We start from the raw sequence: 17,906 nt of genomic DNA on the forward strand, positions 1-17,906 counted from the left end.
GTCCTGCCAATATCGTGTCAATAATACCGATTACATCAAATTAAATTGGTGAAATTATGAATTTCACCGTCTGAAAATCCGTTCTATGTTCCATTTCTTACATGGATTGACCACACTCCGTTGCATAGTTGCACTTATGAGCTTTGTGCAGCTGATAACTCATTCCGAATCGATGTACGTCTGACGTGCTCCTGAATGATCAGGAGCAGACGGTGATTTGTTCAGAAAAAATAACCGTTCAATGTCAAAGTGTTAGGTGAAGAAATGAAAAGGAAAATTCAAGTCGCAATGCTGGCCGTGATGGCTGGCACGTTAACGGCCTGCTGGGATGATGACAACGATGATCCGTCCGGCACCGCCAAAACAGCACTGATCCGAACAGAGGTGCTGGCTGTGAATAACGAACATTGCGCATCAGGCGGATTACGTATTATCGCGGGGTATGATGACAATCAAAATGCTCAGCTGGATGAAGCAGAATATGTGTCTTCCAAATATATTTGCAATAACGGTCAGCAGCGTTCGGATGGTGAAGGCAGCGCTATTTTTGATCAGGCGCTGGTGGGGGTTGCCTTTATTGCCAAAGACGATGTGAACTGTCCGGCAGGCGGGCAGAAAATATTCATGGGTGTCGACACAAATGCCAACAGTGTGCTGGACAGCGATGAAGTGACTGACACCCAGATCCTCTGCAGTGATGGTTCGCTCAATGCACCAGAATCTGTCATCAACGCTCTGACAGCCTCCCCTTCGACGATTCTGGCTAACGGCAGTTCAGTCCTGGAAGCCACGATCACCAATCCGTCAGAGGTCGATGCGATTGTCTGGAAAGATGAAGCGGGCAAAGTATTGCAGCCAAGAAGCCAGAACGAGCAGAATATTCTCGACCTGCAGGCCGGGAGTGAGCTGGGGCAATATACCTATCGCGTGTCCATCGAGAAAAAGGACACTTCCGGCAAACTGGTGCTGCAGACAAAATCGGTGACGATTACGGTTAGTCAGGCACCTTCGGCAACACAGACGGTGTCACTGGATACCCGTCAGGTATTCCTGCCGGATGACTTTACGATGTCTTCTGTGACCGGGGATATCACGGGGACTGTGATTTACGGCAATCCGCAACCGGCCCCGGCGAATGCATTGCTGAGGCTGGCTGCAATTCCGACGCCGGAGAATACTGAGCTGGTAGGCTTTGTGGCTGAACGTGGCGCGCTGAATCAGGGAGCAACGGCCGAGCAGATTCTGCAATCAATGGTGAATGCGGTCAGTAATAATCTGCCGTCAGCCGGGGATCATATCGATCAGTATTCTCAGACCATTCTGGATGGCGGGGATGTCTCGGCGAGCTACAACATCACGCTGACCAGCAGTATGCTGCCCACGAACCTGCTGCAAATTATGCTTCAGCAAATGGCAGTGAATCAGATTGGCGGTTCGACTGACGCGTTAACTCCCGCTTCCACCGAAGTGGCAGTCACTGATTTTCAGTTTGATATTGTCGTGAGTTACTCGCAGGCTGCGGACAGTCTGATCATCACGGCGACACTGGTTGGTAAAAATAATGCTGGCCGTTACGCCGATGTCATCAGTGCCACGACCTCCGAAAATATCAGTGCCGCGCTGGGCAGTACGCTGGAGTTACAGGCGGACTGGTTCCGGGCTGTGGAGCAGACAACCTCAAAAGCTGATTTTCTGTTCGTGATTGATAACTCAGGCAGTATGTCGGATGAACAGAATAAGCTGAGCAGCATGACGCAGAGTTTTATCAATACGATTGGCGCTTCAGGGATTGATTTCAAAGTGGGTACCATTACTACAGACTCAGATGTGCTCAGAGGAACCGGATTTACCAGCGATGTGAACCAGATTGAGACGGATTTCATTCCGGGTATTTATGGCAGCGGAAATGAGCGGGGTATCTACTTCTCTGAGAAGGCATTGGATCCGGTTCAGGGGACAGTCACGCTGGCGGGTTATCCGCGCGTCGGGGCGTCGTTGTCGGTGGTGATTGTCAGTGATGAACCCAGTCACTACGGGAGTTCACCACAACCGTTTGATCCCAGCCAGAACCTGTTTGTGGATAACGGCTACCGTGTGTATGCCATTGTAAAACCCGGAGATGCAAGTCTCAGTCAGTATGATGATTTAGCGGTTTCCACTTTGGGGAAAGTGCTGAATATCGATCAGATCTCTGAATATGACAGCTTTATGAGCACAGTCGCCAACAACGCCGGGGCAACCAGTGCGGGCTACAAATTGTCACTGGCTGCGACCCATCAGATCCTGTCGTCATCTCTGGCGGTGAAAGTAGACGGTGTTGATGTCCCGAGAAGTACATCTGACGGTTGGCAGTATTATCCGTTATCAGAATCGGTTGTGTTTACCGGGACTGCGATTCCGCCAGTCGGGGCTCAAATTTATATCGCTTATCAGTACATAAAAACAACACCCTGACTGTCTTATTTTCAGCTGGTTTCACCTGCTGAAGCCAGCTGAAATGTGATGGTTTTGCATCAGGCCGCATGAAGTGACCGGAAAGGTCACTTTTTTCCAGTTGCCTACTTGTCTTCATGCCGTTTCGTGCTATTTTCTCGCGACCAACGACTAATTGGAGTTATGACAATGCCAAAGGCGAGTGAGATTAAAAAGTCTGCAGCCATTGAACACGAAGGTAAGGTTTACTTTGTTAAGGAAATTAGCAAGTTAACCCCAAGCGGCCGCGCCGGAAGCAGCCTGTACCGTATGCGTATGTATGATGTTGCGACGAACGCGAAAGCGGATGTGAGCTTCAAGGCCGATGACATCATCACGCTGGCAGATTTCAGCCGCCATCCGGCGTCTTTCTCTTACATTGACGGCGAAGAGTACATCTTCATGGACAATGAAGATTACACGCCGTATCACTTCAATAAAGAGATGATTGAAGAAGAATGTCTGTTTATCACGGAAGATATTCAGGGTCTGCACGTACTGGTTGTGAATGGTGCACCTGTTGCGCTGGAACTGCCTTCTACTGTTGATCTGGATATCGTGGAAACTGATCCGTCTATCAAAGGTGCTTCTGCAAGTGCGCGTACCAAGCCTGCAGTGCTGAGCACAGGTCTGACAGTTCAGGTGCCTGAGTACATTGCCAATGGCGATCGAATCCGTGTGAACACACTGGAACACAAATACATGAACCGTGTAGAGAAGTAATGTTTTTTGCATGAACAGCTTTCTGCATGTTTGATTCGACGGCTGCTCACTGAGCGGCCGTTTTTTTACCCGGGGGTTCATCAGGAAGGCAATGTTAAGCGACCTAACTTTGCTTACACTGTGAATACCTGCTCAACAGTAAGGTCGGCTCATGAAAAGGATGCTACCAGGCCTGATCACACTCTTTTTGCTTCAGGGATGTGCAGGATATGTGGGAGGTGATCTCGAAGACGTTGTTGTGGATCGCTATGTGGACTACTGCGGTGATACACCGTCCGTTTACCAGATGAAAGTATCTACCGATGCAGGTAATGATTACGGCGATGATAATATTGCCGGGACGATTTCTATGTATACCCTGGGTTTACTCCCGACGTACTGGCTTTCTCATGTCGAGAGCAAAGTAACGATCGAGCATCAGGGAAAAACGCTCTACAGCCGGGAAGATTCTAGCCGGATTCATAAATTCTACGGCATTTTGTGGATGCTCTTCCTGCCTGAAAGTATCAATTCCCTTCGCGCTGATGAAGGTGCCGGTATACGGGTCATCGAAGGGATCCGGGAAAGAGCTGTGGCCAAAACCCTTCAGGAACTCCCCGACACAGTGGACGCCGGTCAGCTTTGCGTGACGTACCTCAATGATTAGATTCAAAAGTCTCATTTCAGCGGCAAGGAAGATCCGGATAAGCTGACGGTATTGTCATTGCGAAGCAGCAATGCTTGTGACTTCGGGTGAATGTTTGGCAAACTCGTTATAATTGAATCAGGTAGGATGATTTCAGCGAGCGCTAAGGATTTGCATGAAACTGAATTGTGATATGGGTGAAAGCTTCGGTTGCTGGCAAATGGGGAATGACGCAGCGGTCATGCCCTGGATTGATATGGCCAACATCGCCTGCGGCTTTCATGCCTCAGACCCTGACATTATGTCGGAAACGGTCGCCTGTGCCGTCGCGCATCAGGTGATGATCGGTGCGCATCCGGGTTATGACGATAAACCTGGTTTTGGACGGCGCAGCATTCCCCACAGCCCTGTCGAAATTCGCCATCTGGTGGCGTATCAGACCGGTGCGCTGGAGGCAATCTGTCAGCTGCACGGCGGACATGTGGCTTATGTGAAGCCACATGGTGCGCTTTACCATGACATGATGGGGAATCCGGCAGTGCTGGAAGCGATTCTGACAGCCACGGCTGCAATGAACCGCCAGCGAGCAACTCCCCTGAGCCTGATGGTGCTGGCACAGCGTGATAACCGTGCGATTGAGGCGATCGCACAGCAATATCAGGTCAGTTTGCTGTTCGAAGCCTTTGCTGATCGTGCCTACGATGAACAGGGGAAACTGGTCGCCAGAAGCCAGCCCGGTGCGGTACATCATGATAACAACAGAATCAGGCAGCAGGCACTGGAGCTGGCGTCCGGACACGTCACAACGCTGAATGGCCGGATATTATCATTACGGGCAGATACCTTATGTGTGCATGGTGACAATCCTGAATCGATTGCCACGATCGCCGATATTAGAAAGGCGATGACGGTATGATTCGATTCGATTCTGTTTCTGAAACCTGCCTGATGGTCATGCTGGCCGATGAGATTGATCTCGACCTGACACCTTTAATCGCCCGGCTTGCCAGTCAGATAGATGCTGACTTTACGAATCAGCTGATTGACATCGTGCCTGCTTATACTTCCATTCTGATTCATTTTCATCCGGATAAAGTCACGGAGCGCCTGCTCAGAGAGCGGGTTCAGCTGTGTTATGAGCGCTGGCAGGGGAAGTCCCGGCACACGGGCGGCAAACTCATCGAATTACCCGTTTATTATCATCCTGAAGTCGGGCCGGACCTGGTTTCACTGGCGGAGGTCAAAGGCTTGAGCATCGACGAGGTGATTGCGCTGCACAGCGGGCAGATTTATACCGTCTGTGCCATTGGTTTTGCGCCGGGTTTTGCATTTTTAGCCAGCGTGGATGAAGCCATTGCGATGCCGCGTCACGCAGAGCCCCGGCTCAGTGTCGCGCCCGGCAGTGTCGGGATCGCGAATCAGCAAACAGCCGTGTATCCGTCGCAGTCTCCCGGCGGCTGGCAAATTATCGGGAATTGTCCGAAATCCCTGTTTAACCCGGAACAGGACCCAATGACACCATTTCAGGTCGGGGATCAGGTGCGTTTTCAACCCGTTGACCGAACTGCTTTTCAGTCTCTCGGAGGGGAAATATGGCCACACTGGAAGTAATGCGTCCCGGGGCACACACTCTGGTACAGGATACCGGCAGGCTGGGTGTTGCCCGGCAGGGCTTAAGCCAGGGCGGCGCAGCAGATCTGCATGCTTATTGCTGGGCCAATTATCTGCTGGGGAACCCGATGGACTGTGCTCAGCTGGAAATTACGGTAGGGCAGGCCAGTTTCAAGGCGCATGCGGATATTGAATGTGCCCTGACCGGTGCAGAAATGCAGGCCAGCCTGGATGGTGAATCGGTCGGCACTTGGGCGACTTTCGTCATGCGTAAGGGGCAAACCCTCCAGCTGGGCTATGCCCGTAGCGGTTTGCGTGCCTACCTGGCGATTCAGGGCGGCATTGATGTTCCCCGTGTCCTCGGCAGCCGCGCCACTGTGGTTCGCAATGAAATCGGGGGTGTTGAAGGCAGAGCGTTGAGACAGGGAGATCACCTGCCTATTCGTCCAAGTCAGATTCGCCATCATCCCCGATATGTGCCGCCCCGTTTTATTCCTGACTATGACAGTCCGGCTGAACTGCATTTGATGGTTTCGTCGCAGTGGGATTTATTTCCGCCCGATGCCCGCAATCAGTTCTTTGATAATCACTACCATGTCCTGCCGGAAAGTGACCGCATGGGCTGCCGGCTGGAAGGCAACGCGATTCTGGGAGGGCCTGCGGGAATTGTGTCTGAAGGCATCGCACTGGGCGCAGTACAGATTCCGCCGAACGGGCAGCCAATTGTTCTGCTGAATGACCGGCAGACTTTAGGCGGGTACCCCAAACTGGGATGCGTGGCCCGTATTGATTTGCCCAGACTGGCACAGGCCCGGCCGGGAAAAGACATCCGATTTATTCGCGGCGATTTGGTATCATTGCGCAAAGCATGGCAACGTTTCTCACATTTTTTCGGGTTGCCATATTAGGGGTTGTGTACCTTTCCTGGAGGATTCGATGTACATCTTTGGCTACGGCAGTTTAATTAATCGCGCATCCCGCCAGCGGACTGGCCAGACGGGTCAGGCTGTTCCCGCTGTTGTGGAAGGTTTAGAACGCCATTGGGACAAAGTTGACAGGACCTACAGCATTTCGCCGCTGGTGGCGATGCCCGGGGAAGGACGCTGTAACGGCGTGCTGGTGAAAGTCGAAGAAGATGCTCTGATGCATTTTGACCACAGGGAAAGGGGATACACTCGTATGGAGGTTGATCCGGCCCATATCACACAGCACGAGATTCTGAAATTTGATGCGCCGGTCTGGGTCTATGTGAAAACAAACCCGGCTCCGCCGTGTCAGCTCAACCCGATCATGCAAACATATGTCGATACGGTTTTGGCAGGGTGTTTGTCTATTTCTGATGCTTTTGCCCGAACCTTCATTGATACCACTTCCGGCTGGCATCACCCGTTGGAAAACGATCGCAATGCGCCGAAGTACGGCAATCTGGCCGGAGTTGAAGCGGCGCATCTTCCGGTGATTGACCGTCTGATCCACCCGGTGCGGACACATGGCTAAACCCAATAAAAAGGGGCCGGAGAAAACAGTCGAAATCTTTTGCAGCCAGTGCAGGACTTTACTGTTGAAGTACCGCAAAGGCGGAAAGGGGGCTCTGGTTAAGTGTTTCAAGGAACGCATCGTCAAAGATTATACGCGCGTCCCTTGTCATTGCCCGGGCTGTGAGCAGCCTTTTGCCAGAGACACCCTGATTCGGGGGACTCCGGCATTGAAAGTCATTGGCGGAAAAGCGTTTCAGAAATAAACATCAGGGCTCCATGGCACCTGATTGCGCAGTCATCTCACTGAGATTGCTGGTGAAATAGGTTTGAGGACAGTGCTCGCGCTTGTTTCTCAGGACGGCTTTCAGATCCAGGATTTTGCGTTTATATGTTCCCCGGACCAGTTGGTAATCCAGTTCAGGTGAGAACCAGAGATTAACGACCCGGTCGGGCTTTTTGATTTGTTCGACCCGAATCGCCTTCACTTTACCGTAGTTCGTATTCAGCGTTTCCTCTCCGGCGACTCGGAAGTAGTAATGGCTGACGTCATCCGATTCCTGCATTTTGAAGTCAAAGGTTTTCTTTCCCTGAATCAGGTTCAGCCGCATCTGGCTGGCAACCGCTTCCACATCCAGCAACGGCAGATCACTGCTGTTGAAACTCATTTTCTCACCATCATTGACGATGTCTGAACGAGTCCCGTCCTGATTAAACTGACCGCGTGTGGTGCCATCCAGCAGACCCGTAATGGTGCGATTGAAAGACTGCGTAATGAAGGAATTTTTTAAGTCGGACCAGACTAATCGCGTTTGCTGCTCAAAATTTGTTTTCATCACCAAAGCCGACAATTTACTGCGGGAGCGGATTTCGACCTGCTGATTGTTTTCCCAGCTGAGCTTACGCTCAAAAAAGCCGATTTTATGGCTGCCGTAATAAAGATCGTAGGTGAGCGTTTTGACACACTGGTGCCATTCCACGGGTGGAGATGCCATGGCAGCGGAAGACGCCATGCTGAACGTCAGGAAAGCAGACAAAATCAAACGACTCACAAAACCTCCCCAGAGTCTGGTTGCAACCATACAACAGGCCACCTAATTAACTTAGCAGATCGAACGATTGTTGTTATCCATTGCTGAGACAATCTGCACGCCGGTTGAGTTCCGGCTGAGTACAATGTCAGTCAGTAAAAAGCCCAGATACCTGCTCTCTATTGTCTGACAATACATGGCGACAGCATATCCATTGTATGAAGTTTTTATGTCAGTACGAGGTCATGAAATTCAGTCACTTAAATGAAGTCCCACGCGATAGGCTGCCACCTTCAGAGCAGCAGAAAACGCTAATTGACTGAAAAGTGGTTTGTTCTGTTTTTCGGCCTTAGCAAATCAATGTGATAATGAGATGTCGAAAATTTGACGCTTTTGAGGTCCGAACCTATGTTTTATGAGCCCTTGCGGTATGTACCTGAAGCAAAGTGAACGAAAAGAGCGTGGGAGGACAGGATGAAGAAGGCAAACGGTGCCTATCGGCTGCAAATTATTAAGGAGGTTGCGACCAGAAAACGGCTTGAAGGCAGCGATGATCCTATGGCAAATCATATTTATCAGTTATTGGAATCCAGAGCACATGTGACTGACAATGGTGATAACCACTTATTCAGTGGGAATCATTTTGATGAGCAGGCGGGTGGCTGGGTCAGCAATTTCTGGAATGCGAAGTAAGACCAAAACTCCAAAGCAGATCAGTTTTACAAAGCATCCGGTGATGGTGCTAGGAAAAATAAAATCCTATGCCGCCACGGTGTGCTGTGAATACATTGATCCCAGACTGAATCCGGTCGGTCGCATCAAATAAGTGAGAATGACGTGTCGGGGTCAGTCCTGCCGGGGCTGACCCTTGTCGTGCAGTGAAACGCAGCCTTTTTCATTGGATTTTCCCTGACAAAATTCGCCCCTTTCTGGTAACACATCGTTATCTGCGGTACATTTCCCGGTCTCATTGTTTTCCGAATTTGATCATGCACTATATCGATATCAACGCTTATTCCCGCAAGTGGATTTTCACGCACGCATCTATGCCTGTCCCGGCTGAGGATCTGGCTCAAATCAAACCGTTGACTCAGGCGCGTTCAGCGACGTTGTGGCGAGAGCATATCAGTGCGCAAAGCCCGGATGCCGATCATTTCGGAAGCGGTGACTGGCCGAATCAGGATAAAAACTGGATTGAAAAGACAGACTGGCAAACGGCATGGGACGGCGATGATCCAGCCCTGCCGGAAGCGCTGGCCGAGTTCCTGACCTGGGAAGACAATACGCCTGTATATTTCTGTTATGAGAAATATAATCTGATTGAAACGACCTGGGCTGTATTTCAGCGACACTGGAAGAACTTTCTGTTCTTTGATGATGGCCCGTTGCTGATCGCCAAAAAGAAAACACAGGCCGTCTGGTTTCAGTCCGACGGAACCTGCCGGTTTGGCCACCGCGAGTAAATCATCAGAGCGCCGGGTCAGGTTGGCTGATGCACGGCCTGACTTTCCATCAATGCGCTGATGGTGTCATTTCCCTGGTGCAGGTTCTCTTCATTGGAATGGACTGAACCGCCGGAGCAAAGCAGCGGCTGATCGAGCGGCTGGCCCAGCACCAGAAACAGCCTCGCCCCTTTTCGGCTGGTTTTGATGTGGATGGGCAGGGCAGAAGGATTCAGGATGCCCATCTGTTGCGGATACAGCTGATTGGCACCGATATAGACAGAACCTGAGCGCAGATAAACAAACCCGGATACCTGCTGTTCATCGGGTTCCCAGTACCAGCCCCCATACGGGGCAATCATAATATCCAGATAGGTGACGGGAATGCTGGATGTCAGCGGACTGGTGGCGTCTTTATATTGTCCGATTAAGACTTTCGTCGTTGCGTCCATCTCTTCAACCAGCGGCAGACTGTCTGTACCGGTGTACTGACTGGCGGCTTCCGCCATTTCCTGATCCCCTGCCGGGAGTGCCGTCCAGAGTGCAAAGGATTCGGCACGTCCGCCCAGCGGCTGCATGGTGTCTTTGTGGATCACGCCCCGCCCAGTGGTCATCACCTGGATATCACCGGTTCGCATGGTTACGGAGCAACCACAGGAGTCTGTATGGTGTAGGGTTCCAGTGACAGGGTAACTGAAGGCTTCTATACCGGAATGACCGTGGAAATCGAGCCCGGTTTCTTCTTTGATGCCGTTGGCATCAAAATGATCCCAGAGGACAAATGGATTCAGTTCAGTCAGATTATCGTGATAAATGTAGGCTGTCATGGGGCCGGATTTCCGACCGTAGCGGATTTTATTGATCGTTCTTGTCGCTTTCATGATCGCACCACTGAAATCTGTACTGCTGGTGAATAGAGCTTAGTTCATACAAGCTTTAAACGACTATTCGAACACCATTGTTTTCTAAAATTGACGGCAATTTTACCTTCCTTGAGTCAGTTCACATTTGCCAGAGAACATGGTTAATCCTGGCGTCCAGATCCAGCTGCTGAAAAAGGCGCAACCAGCGTTTCTGATTTGGCTGGAGTGTGTCTCCCGGACCTTTCACTTCCACCCATTTGATGTGCCCGTTTTTGAACATCACGAGGTCCGGCTGGCCACTGCGATTGTGCCGCGGGTCGAACAGCAGACGGGACAAAATTGCGTGAAGCTGCGCTCCGTTTAAACAATCCACCGTCTGAGTGATCAGGTCCGGGGACAGCAGCGACCAGTTAACCCAGTCATTACTGATGCCGGTTTTCTGTTCAAAGACGTTCAGCCAGTCGTGCCAGCGGTCTGAGCGGATAGCTTCCAGCCGGGTTGCAAGTTGTGACTGGCGGCGCTCACTGAATTCACTGTGGTACATATCCCGGGGAGAGCGCTGAAAAGGATTCAGAAAAGCACCCGGAACCGGCGCGAAGATAATGTCCCAGAAAGCCAGGCCAAACAGACCGCAGAGCAGGGCATTCTCTGTGTAATACACTTGCCATCCCTGTTGCCGGTAATCCTCTGCAACAGCCAGTTCAACGCGCTGGCTGGTGGCGGGCAGGGTCAGCGTTTCCTGAGAGAAGTTATCTTTGCTGATATTTTCGTATGGCAGAGCCAATGCCCGGCGCAGTTTGATGCTCAGTCGTTGTCCGACTTCCAGCTCTTCTTCATTGTGAGGCAAGCGTTCCATGGTTTCACTGATAGCCAGAGCGGTGTGGTGACGATTCAGTTTATCCAGAATGCGCACCTGTCGTTCACGGCTGGGCGGCAGAGTGCTTTGCCGGTAAAGGTACAGCGCCAGATCATCACGGCCCTGACGCTCCAGATCACTGCCAACCCGGTTGAGCAGTCGTTGCCGGCGCCTTTCCAGCGGCTGCCAGTACAGGGGGCCGGGCAGTTTCCGGGTCAATTGAACCAGTGTGTCAGTGTCTTTGTTCTCTTTCCTGTCGCAGATCTCGTCATACTGCCGGGCGATCGTTTCCAGCGACAGCCATTGCAGAATGTGATGGCGTTGCTGAAACAGCCGGGTCGTTGTGTCTGTTTTGTATTGCTCAAACTGGTGCAGCCCCAGATCAGCCAGGACAAACTGGCTCATATCCTGATGCTGATTTCCGAAAAACAGCAGCAGAAATGTGGTCAGGTGTGCCTGATGTTCAACATGAACGATGGTTTCCTGCAAAGCGGATAATGTCAGATCGGCAGAAAGCAGTGCTTCGATCAGTTCGGGCTTACGAGTTTGTTTCAGCGTCTTATTTTTGTCCCATAATTCATGGCAGGTAGCGGCATGAAAGCGGTTGAGCAGCTCGGGTTTGGTAAATAATGACAGTAATGCGGCCATTGGCCAGTCAGACCGGTTTACGGTGATGAAACCACATGCTTCCAGTGACTCAACAGCATGATGCATCGGGCTGATTTCCGGATACCGGAGTTTGCTGATACGGAAGAAGAGACCTTTCCGGGACAACAGCCGGATGTAGAGCAGCTTCGCGTTAACGGGCAAAGCAAAGTAAGTACTGACCCAGTTCCGTTCCGACTGGCTGAGTAAGTCCTGATATTGCCGGTGCACGGTATTCAGGAGAATCTCAAAATTATCGCGGTAATAGTCGGTTGCAAGAACCGTCGGGGAGCTTTGGGCCATTGTGGTTTCACCGGTCATCTGGGACTGGGTATTGTCGAAATTTCATACGCGGTTGTAAAACGCCAGTACGGGATGCATTCACATGAAATTACCATAGCTTCACACACTAAGGCTTTTTTCATGGTGGCAAATATCACACATTGTTAAAATCTTTTACGGTAATTGTTATATAGCAAAGGTTTCCTGTGATCAGACAGCGTGATCCTTATCAGTATGTCCTTGTCCTCTTTGTGCTGACTTTATTTGTGTTCGGAGGATTACTGATGCCTCGTGTTGCGGGTGCGACAGAGGCAGAGGCAATAACTGAGAATATCAGCCTTCAGCCGTCCTCACTGCCCGAACAGCCGACGGATCTGGTTGGCGCCGCCTGTGTTATTCGGCACGGTAAAAAGATGATTATGGTCTCTGAGGTGATCTCGCAGAAACTGTCGATCCCCGGCGGTTATATTGATAACCGCGATCCTGCCAGCGTGACAGCCCAGCGGGAGGCCAAAGAAGAAACCGGATTAGATGTCGATGTGGTCCAATTGCTGCAGTATCGCGACAGAGCGGCGATTTTCGCCTGTGTCACGAAACAGCCGATCCTGGTGGCTGAACGGCCTGATAATTTTCAGCGTCATGATGTGGCATCCTGGCATGCACAGCACTTCGGCTCCGAAATCAAGAAAGTTTACCTGATGTCGCCGCTGGTGCTGGCGGACGGGGAATACCGTTATTCCGGAGATCTGGAATATCTCTATCAGTGGATGCAGGCAACACCGGAAAGTGACGTCGTTTTTTTCACTGACCTCAGCGCACATGCTAACCGGTTACATCAGGCCGAACTGCCTGTGATTCAGGCATTTCAGGCGTGGGGAAAGGCGTTACCTGAGGCTGCCCGAACTATCTTGGAAAGCCTGATGTGGCTGATGAATCTGCCGGGAGAGTATTGGTTTGTCTTCTTGCTGATTGTGGCTGTCGCTTCACTTCAGGGGCCGGTTGCCATGCTGCAGCTGGTTGCGGCTGCGGTGATGGCGATCCTGCTTTCGACCTGGCTGAAAGATGTATTGCATTCGCCGAGACCTTTTTACCTGATCCCGGATCTGCAAAACGGAGAAGCTTATGGCTATGGCTTTCCGAGTGGTCACACCCTGCTGGCGACTGTCATTTGGGGAATGCTCTGGCTGAGGTTTTGCGCAACCAGGTCCTGGCATCGAGCTAAAGCCGGCCTGCTCTTTTTGGTTGTTCTGGTGCTGGGACAGGCGATGGCGCGGGTCTGGTATGGCGTTCATTTTATCAGTGATACTCTGGCAGCCATTTTGATCGGCATTTTGCTGCTCGTTGCCTGTTCCCGTCTGATCACCCCGGAGACGATTCGGGGTAAGGCCATCTGGCTGGGGATTACGGTCTTGACCGGGATTGCCGCAGGCATGACGCAACTGCCGCAGCATACCTATTTGTTTGCCGTTTCTCTTGGGGTTTTTCTCAGTCTCGACGCGCTGCCGAAACGGGCGCTGAATCTCTCGGTTACCCGCCATTTCCTTGTGGCTACCTGTCTGTTGCTGGGGGCCGGAGGGATTGCCTATGGTTCAATGAAGCTGGCGAATGCCAGCTCGGTGAGCCCGATTATTTTAAGCCTGCGTGCTGTGGGCGCTTTCCTGCTCGCGCTCTGGCTGGTTGCCGGATCGTCAGTCCTGCTGAGATTGCTGGCAGAACCTGAACCGAAGCAGTAAATGGCGTCGTGTCGTGGGTCTTGGATCTGAGAGGTCCGCCGTCCCAATGCTTTGTTTCATGACCTGAGTGCGGTAAAGTGAAGGCAAACGATTATATCAATAAGGCCTGTCAGGCTAACAGATTATGGAGCCAGTGGAATTAGGCGAGCCCTAGACTGGACAAGGAGAGCAATGTTACCCGCACTGACGTACGAGAACAGCATCAACGCCGTTGTGCTGTCATATCTTGATGCGCTGGAAACCGCAGGTTTTTCCGGCGATATTGAACGCGCTTATGCCAGCCGCCTGGCGGTGGCCACCGATAACAGTATTTATCAGCAACTGCCTCAGGCGGTTGTGTTTCCGAAAAGCGTTGAGGATCTGATCCTCGTTGGTCAGGTCGGCGAGCGGAAAGAATTCCGGCAGGTGAGCTTTTCTCCCCGCGGCGGCGGTACCGGAACCAACGGGCAGTCTCTGACCCCGGGGATTGTGGTTGATTTGTCCCGGCACATGAACCAGATTCTGGAGATTAATCCGGAAGAAGGCTGGGTTCGAGTACAGACCGGGGTCGTGAAAGATCAGCTTAATGACACGCTTCGCCCGCATGGTTTCTTCTTCTCGCCGGATTTGTCGACCAGTAATCGTGCGACCATTGGTGGCATGGTGAATACGGATGCTTCGGGTCAGGGATCGCTCCAGTACGGTAAAACGTCAGACCATGTGCTGGCACTGAAAGCGGTGCTGGTGGATGGTTCGGTTCTGGATACGGAACCACTGACAGAAGAGGGCGTTGCTGCGCTGTCAGAAAGGGGAGATCAGGTCGCGGAAGCCGTTGCTGTCGCCGCGCGTGTCTGTCGGGAAAAACGGCAGGAAATTCTTGATAAATTCCCGCCTCTGAACCGTTTTCTGACCGGATATGATCTGAAGCATGTATACGATGATGCACTGACCCGTTTTGACCCGGCCCGCCTGCTTTGCGGTGCGGAAGGTTCTCTCGCCTTTATTGCTGAAGCCAAACTCAATATCACCCCGATTCCGAAAGCCCGGAAGCTGGTAAACATCAAGTACGACAGCTTTGATGCAGCGTTACGCAATGCACCTGTCATGGTTGAAGCCAAAGCCCTGTCCGTTGAAACGGTGGATTCGAAGGTCCTGAATCTGGCCCGGCAGGATATCGTCTGGCATACCGTCAGTGATTTAATCACGGATGTGCCCGGCAAGGACATGCAGGGCATCAATATTGTTGAGTTCGCCGGAAATGAGCCAGAACTGATTGCAGCGCAGGTTCAGCAGTTGAGCGAGCGGCTGGACAATCTGATTGGCCAGCAGGGGATTATCGGATATCAGGTATGTGACGATCTCGACAGCATCAATAAGATTTACAACATGCGGAAAAAAGCGGTGGGGTTACTGGGAGCTGCGAAAGGCTGGCAGAAACCGATTCCGTTTGCAGAAGATACCTGTGTCCCGCCGGAAAATCTGGCTGATTTTATTGTTGAGTTCCGCCAGTTGCTGGATGAAAAGCAATTGCACTATGGAATGTTCGGTCATGTGGATGCCGGGGTGTTACACGTGCGTCCGGCCCTGGATATGTGCGACCCGCAACAAGAAAAACTGATGAAAGAGATTTCCGATCAGGTCGTTGCGCTGGTTGCAAAATATGGCGGCCTGATGTGGGGCGAGCACGGAAAAGGCTATCGCTCTGAATATGGCCCCGAGTTTTTTGGCGAAGCGCTCTTTACCGAACTGCGTCGGATTAAAGCGGCTTTTGACCCGGAAAATCGATTGAATCCGGGCAAAATCTGTACCCCGCTGGCAAGTGATGCTGAGCTGGTTAAAGTTGATGGGCCGAAACGTGGCTATTTTGACCGTCAGATCCCGGTTCAGGTGCGTGACAGCTTCAATTTGGCGATGGAATGTAACGGTAACGGTCTGTGTTTTAACTACGACACCAGCTCACCGATGTGTCCGTCGATGAAAGTGAGTGCCGATCGCCGCCACTCTCCGAAAGGCCGCGCCGGACTGGTCCGTGAGTGGCTGCGGCTGCTGGCAGCGCAGGGAGTGGATCCGGTACGGATTGAGCAGGACCTGATGGAAAAATCACCGACGGTGAAACAAATCATCGACCGGTTCCGGAATACTTTCGGCCGTCAGCGTCACCAGTATGATTATTCCCATGAGGTGATGGAGGCCATGAATGGCTGTCTGGCCTGTAAAGCCTGCGCCAGTCAGTGCCCGATCAAGGTGGATGTTCCCAGCTTCCGTTCCCGTTTCCTCAACATTTACTACAGCCGATACCAGCGTCCGGCCAAGGATTATCTGGTGGCGTATGTAGAAAATTATCTGCCGCTGATGGCAAAAGCACCGACACTGGTGAATGCAGTGATGCGTCCGGGCTGGTCGAAGTCCCTGACGGAAAAAGTGCTGGGCTACGTGGATATGCCCGCGCTGTCGGTACCGACGCTGATGCAGGGGCTCTCTGGTCATCATGCCACCCGGTTTGATCTGCAGTGGCTGCAGGCACTGTCGGCGGAAGAGCGTCAGCAGTATGTGCTGGTGGTGCAGGATCCGTTTACCAGTTATTACGATGCCGAGGTTGTCCGTGATTTTGTCCTGCTGATTGAGAAGCTGGGTAAAAAGCCGATGCTGGTGCCTTTCAAGCCGAACGGCAAGGCACAGCATGTGAAAGGCTTCCTGCGTCAGTTTGCGAAAACGGCGCGGAATACCGCAGATTTTCTGAATCAGCTGGACGCCTTGGGGATGCCAATGGTTGGGGTCGACCCGGCGCTGGTGCTTTGTTACCGCGATGAGTACAACGAAATGCTGGGCGATCACCGCGGTGATTTCAAAGTGATGACGGCTCATGAATGGCTGAAGCCGTTATTGAGTGAGCTGGAGGCGTTTGAAACGCGTGACGACCAGCCTTGGTATCTTTTTGCGCACTGTACTGAGAAAACCAAGCTGCCGAATGCCGAGAAAGAATGGGGGGTAATCTTCCGTCACTTCGGGGCTCAGATGAATGCGGTGTCGGTGGGTTGTTGTGGCATGGCCGGTACCTTCGGTCATGAGAAAGACAAACTGGAGACTTCGAAAGGAGTGTTCGGGTTGAGCTGGCAACCGAATCTGGCTCAGTTGGACGGTGAACGTTGCATGGCGACCGGTTATTCGTGCCGCAGTCAGGTCAAACGATTTGAGCAGATTAAAATGAAGCACCCGGTTCAGGTGCTGCTCAAGCTGGTCAGTGCAGCTTAAGCAATTGTGAAACCGGTGAACAGACGGCGGACAGCTTGGGCTTCCGCCGTTTTCTTTTAAGCGACTTTGTTTTCCTGTTTTTCTTCCATCATGATCAGCGGTTTATTGCGTCTGACTCTGAATTTATCGGAACTGTCCAGCAGTTCGGCATGCTCTGTCCAGCGAATCAGTTCGATGACCCCATCATAGTGCTCGGCCAGAAAGGTACAGTTTTCAATCCAGTCTCCGTCGTTGAGGTACAGGATGTCATTTTCATCTTTCATTTCAGGATGATGGATATGGCCGCAGACAATGGCATCGACCCCTTTATGCCGGGCCATCGTCACCGCGGCATGCCGGAAACGGGCAATTGCTATATTGGCTTTTTCGACTCGGGTCTTGATGTAGCTGGCCAGTGACCAGTAAGGCTGTTTGGTGATCCGGCGGTAGGCATTGATCCAGCGGTTCAGGAAAAGCAGCAGATCGTAGCCGACGTCGCCCAGTAATGAAGTGAGTTTGTTGTGGCAAACCATGCTGTCGAATTCATCGCCATGCAGGGCCAGAATCTGTTTTCCGTTGGCGCTGGTGTGCAGGTAGCGGTGGGCCAGCTCTACGTTTCCCAGATTAAATTGAATAAATTTCCGGATGGCTTCGTCATGATTGCCGGGGATGTAGATAATCCGGCAACCCTGCTCAGCCTGTTCCAGCAGCAGCCGGACAACCCGGGTGTGGCTTTCCGGCCAGTGATAGCGGGATTTGAGTGACCAAAGGTCTACGATGTCGCCAACCAGAATCAAGGTGTCGGCCCGGTGTTGTGTCAGAAAGTCCAGCAGATAGTCGACCTTACAATCCCGGTTTCCTAAATGAATGTCTGACAGCCAAAGTGTACGATAGGTGTGTTTTCCCATAGTCGGCAGACCTGTTTATCAGAATCCGGT

General features: G+C 51.9%; 16 protein-coding genes. 12 read left to right on the plus strand and 4 right to left on the minus strand.

Features of this window, described 5'->3' with window-relative positions; all coding sequences use genetic code 11:
• Positions 1–264: 264 nt before the first annotated feature.
• From ACYP03_RS02220 to ACYP03_RS02255, 8 genes are all read left to right on the plus strand, one after another.
• The gene (locus tag ACYP03_RS02220; RefSeq protein ID WP_459778315.1) at positions 265–2,454 is read left to right on the plus strand and encodes a DUF7151 family protein; all 2,190 of its coding nucleotides are present in this window, start codon (positions 265–267) and stop codon (positions 2,452–2,454) included.
• 168 nt (positions 2,455–2,622) lie between these two features.
• A complete protein-coding gene (efpL, locus tag ACYP03_RS02225) occupies positions 2,623–3,195 on the plus strand; it encodes an elongation factor P-like protein EfpL (protein WP_248139568.1) in 573 nt (190 codons plus the stop codon).
• A gap of 151 nt (positions 3,196–3,346) precedes the next feature.
• Positions 3,347–3,841, plus strand: a complete 495-nt coding sequence (locus ACYP03_RS02230; RefSeq protein WP_330959761.1) for a hypothetical protein — start codon at positions 3,347–3,349, stop codon at positions 3,839–3,841.
• Between the two features lie 154 nt (positions 3,842–3,995).
• Positions 3,996–4,736 carry a 5-oxoprolinase subunit PxpA gene (locus ACYP03_RS02235; protein WP_248139572.1) on the plus strand — a complete coding sequence of 247 codons (741 nt, stop codon included), beginning with the start codon at positions 3,996–3,998 and terminating at the stop codon, positions 4,734–4,736.
• Positions 4,733–5,431: a 5-oxoprolinase subunit PxpB gene (pxpB, locus tag ACYP03_RS02240; RefSeq protein WP_459778316.1), complete on the plus strand. Its 699-nt coding sequence runs from the start codon at positions 4,733–4,735 to the stop codon at positions 5,429–5,431. The genes ACYP03_RS02235 and pxpB overlap by 4 nt, the downstream gene beginning before the upstream one ends.
• On the plus strand, positions 5,413–6,339 hold the full coding sequence (locus ACYP03_RS02245) for a 5-oxoprolinase subunit C family protein (protein ID WP_459778317.1): 927 nt from the start codon (positions 5,413–5,415) through the stop codon (positions 6,337–6,339). Before pxpB ends, ACYP03_RS02245 begins: the two co-directional genes overlap by 19 nt.
• A 28-nt stretch (positions 6,340–6,367) precedes the next feature.
• Entirely contained in the window at positions 6,368–6,928 is a 561-nt protein-coding gene (locus ACYP03_RS02250; protein WP_459778318.1) for a gamma-glutamylcyclotransferase family protein, read from the plus strand.
• Entirely contained in the window at positions 6,921–7,172 is a 252-nt protein-coding gene (locus ACYP03_RS02255; protein WP_248139579.1) for a hypothetical protein, read from the plus strand. The genes ACYP03_RS02250 and ACYP03_RS02255 overlap by 8 nt, the downstream gene beginning before the upstream one ends.
• Positions 7,173–7,175: 3 nt before the next feature.
• Here the strand turns inward: ACYP03_RS02255 and ACYP03_RS02260 are convergent, their stop codons facing one another.
• Positions 7,176–7,958, minus strand: a complete 783-nt coding sequence (locus ACYP03_RS02260) for a DUF3108 domain-containing protein (protein ID WP_330959757.1) — start codon at positions 7,956–7,958, stop codon at positions 7,176–7,178.
• 453 nt (positions 7,959–8,411) lie between these two features.
• Here ACYP03_RS02260 and ACYP03_RS02265 point away from each other — a divergent pair, with 453 nt between their 5' ends.
• Together ACYP03_RS02265 and ACYP03_RS02270 are read left to right on the plus strand one after the other, a co-directional pair.
• Positions 8,412–8,630 (plus strand): hypothetical protein, encoded by a 219-nt coding sequence (locus ACYP03_RS02265; RefSeq protein WP_248139582.1) that lies wholly within the window; start codon positions 8,412–8,414, stop codon positions 8,628–8,630.
• A gap of 296 nt (positions 8,631–8,926) precedes the next feature.
• On the plus strand, positions 8,927–9,400 hold the full coding sequence (locus tag ACYP03_RS02270; protein ID WP_459778319.1) for a DUF2947 domain-containing protein: 474 nt from the start codon (positions 8,927–8,929) through the stop codon (positions 9,398–9,400).
• Between the two features lie 17 nt (positions 9,401–9,417).
• On the opposite strand, the gene ACYP03_RS02275 is transcribed toward ACYP03_RS02270, so the two are convergent.
• Complete coding sequence (locus tag ACYP03_RS02275; protein WP_459778320.1) at positions 9,418–10,260, minus strand: pirin family protein; 843 nt, start codon at positions 10,258–10,260, stop codon at positions 9,418–9,420.
• A gap of 121 nt (positions 10,261–10,381) precedes the next feature.
• Entirely contained in the window at positions 10,382–12,046 is a 1,665-nt protein-coding gene (locus tag ACYP03_RS02280; RefSeq protein ID WP_459778321.1) for a VRR-NUC domain-containing protein, read from the minus strand.
• A gap of 185 nt (positions 12,047–12,231) precedes the next feature.
• On the opposite strand from ACYP03_RS02280, the gene ACYP03_RS02285 reads away from it, so the two are divergent.
• Both ACYP03_RS02285 and ydiJ read left to right on the plus strand, forming a co-directional pair.
• A complete protein-coding gene (locus tag ACYP03_RS02285) occupies positions 12,232–13,758 on the plus strand; it encodes a bifunctional NUDIX hydrolase/phosphatase PAP2 family protein (RefSeq protein ID WP_459778322.1) in 1,527 nt (508 codons plus the stop codon).
• A gap of 171 nt (positions 13,759–13,929) precedes the next feature.
• Positions 13,930–16,989 (plus strand): D-2-hydroxyglutarate dehydrogenase YdiJ, encoded by a 3,060-nt coding sequence (ydiJ, locus tag ACYP03_RS02290; protein WP_459778323.1) that lies wholly within the window; start codon positions 13,930–13,932, stop codon positions 16,987–16,989.
• Positions 16,990–17,045: 56 nt separating this feature from the next.
• On the opposite strand, the gene ACYP03_RS02295 is transcribed toward ydiJ, so the two are convergent.
• Complete coding sequence (locus ACYP03_RS02295) at positions 17,046–17,876, minus strand: UDP-2,3-diacylglucosamine diphosphatase (protein ID WP_459778324.1); 831 nt, start codon at positions 17,874–17,876, stop codon at positions 17,046–17,048.
• Between the last annotated feature and the right edge of the window lie 30 nt (positions 17,877–17,906).

Source organism: Photobacterium sp. R1, assembly GCF_054600795.1.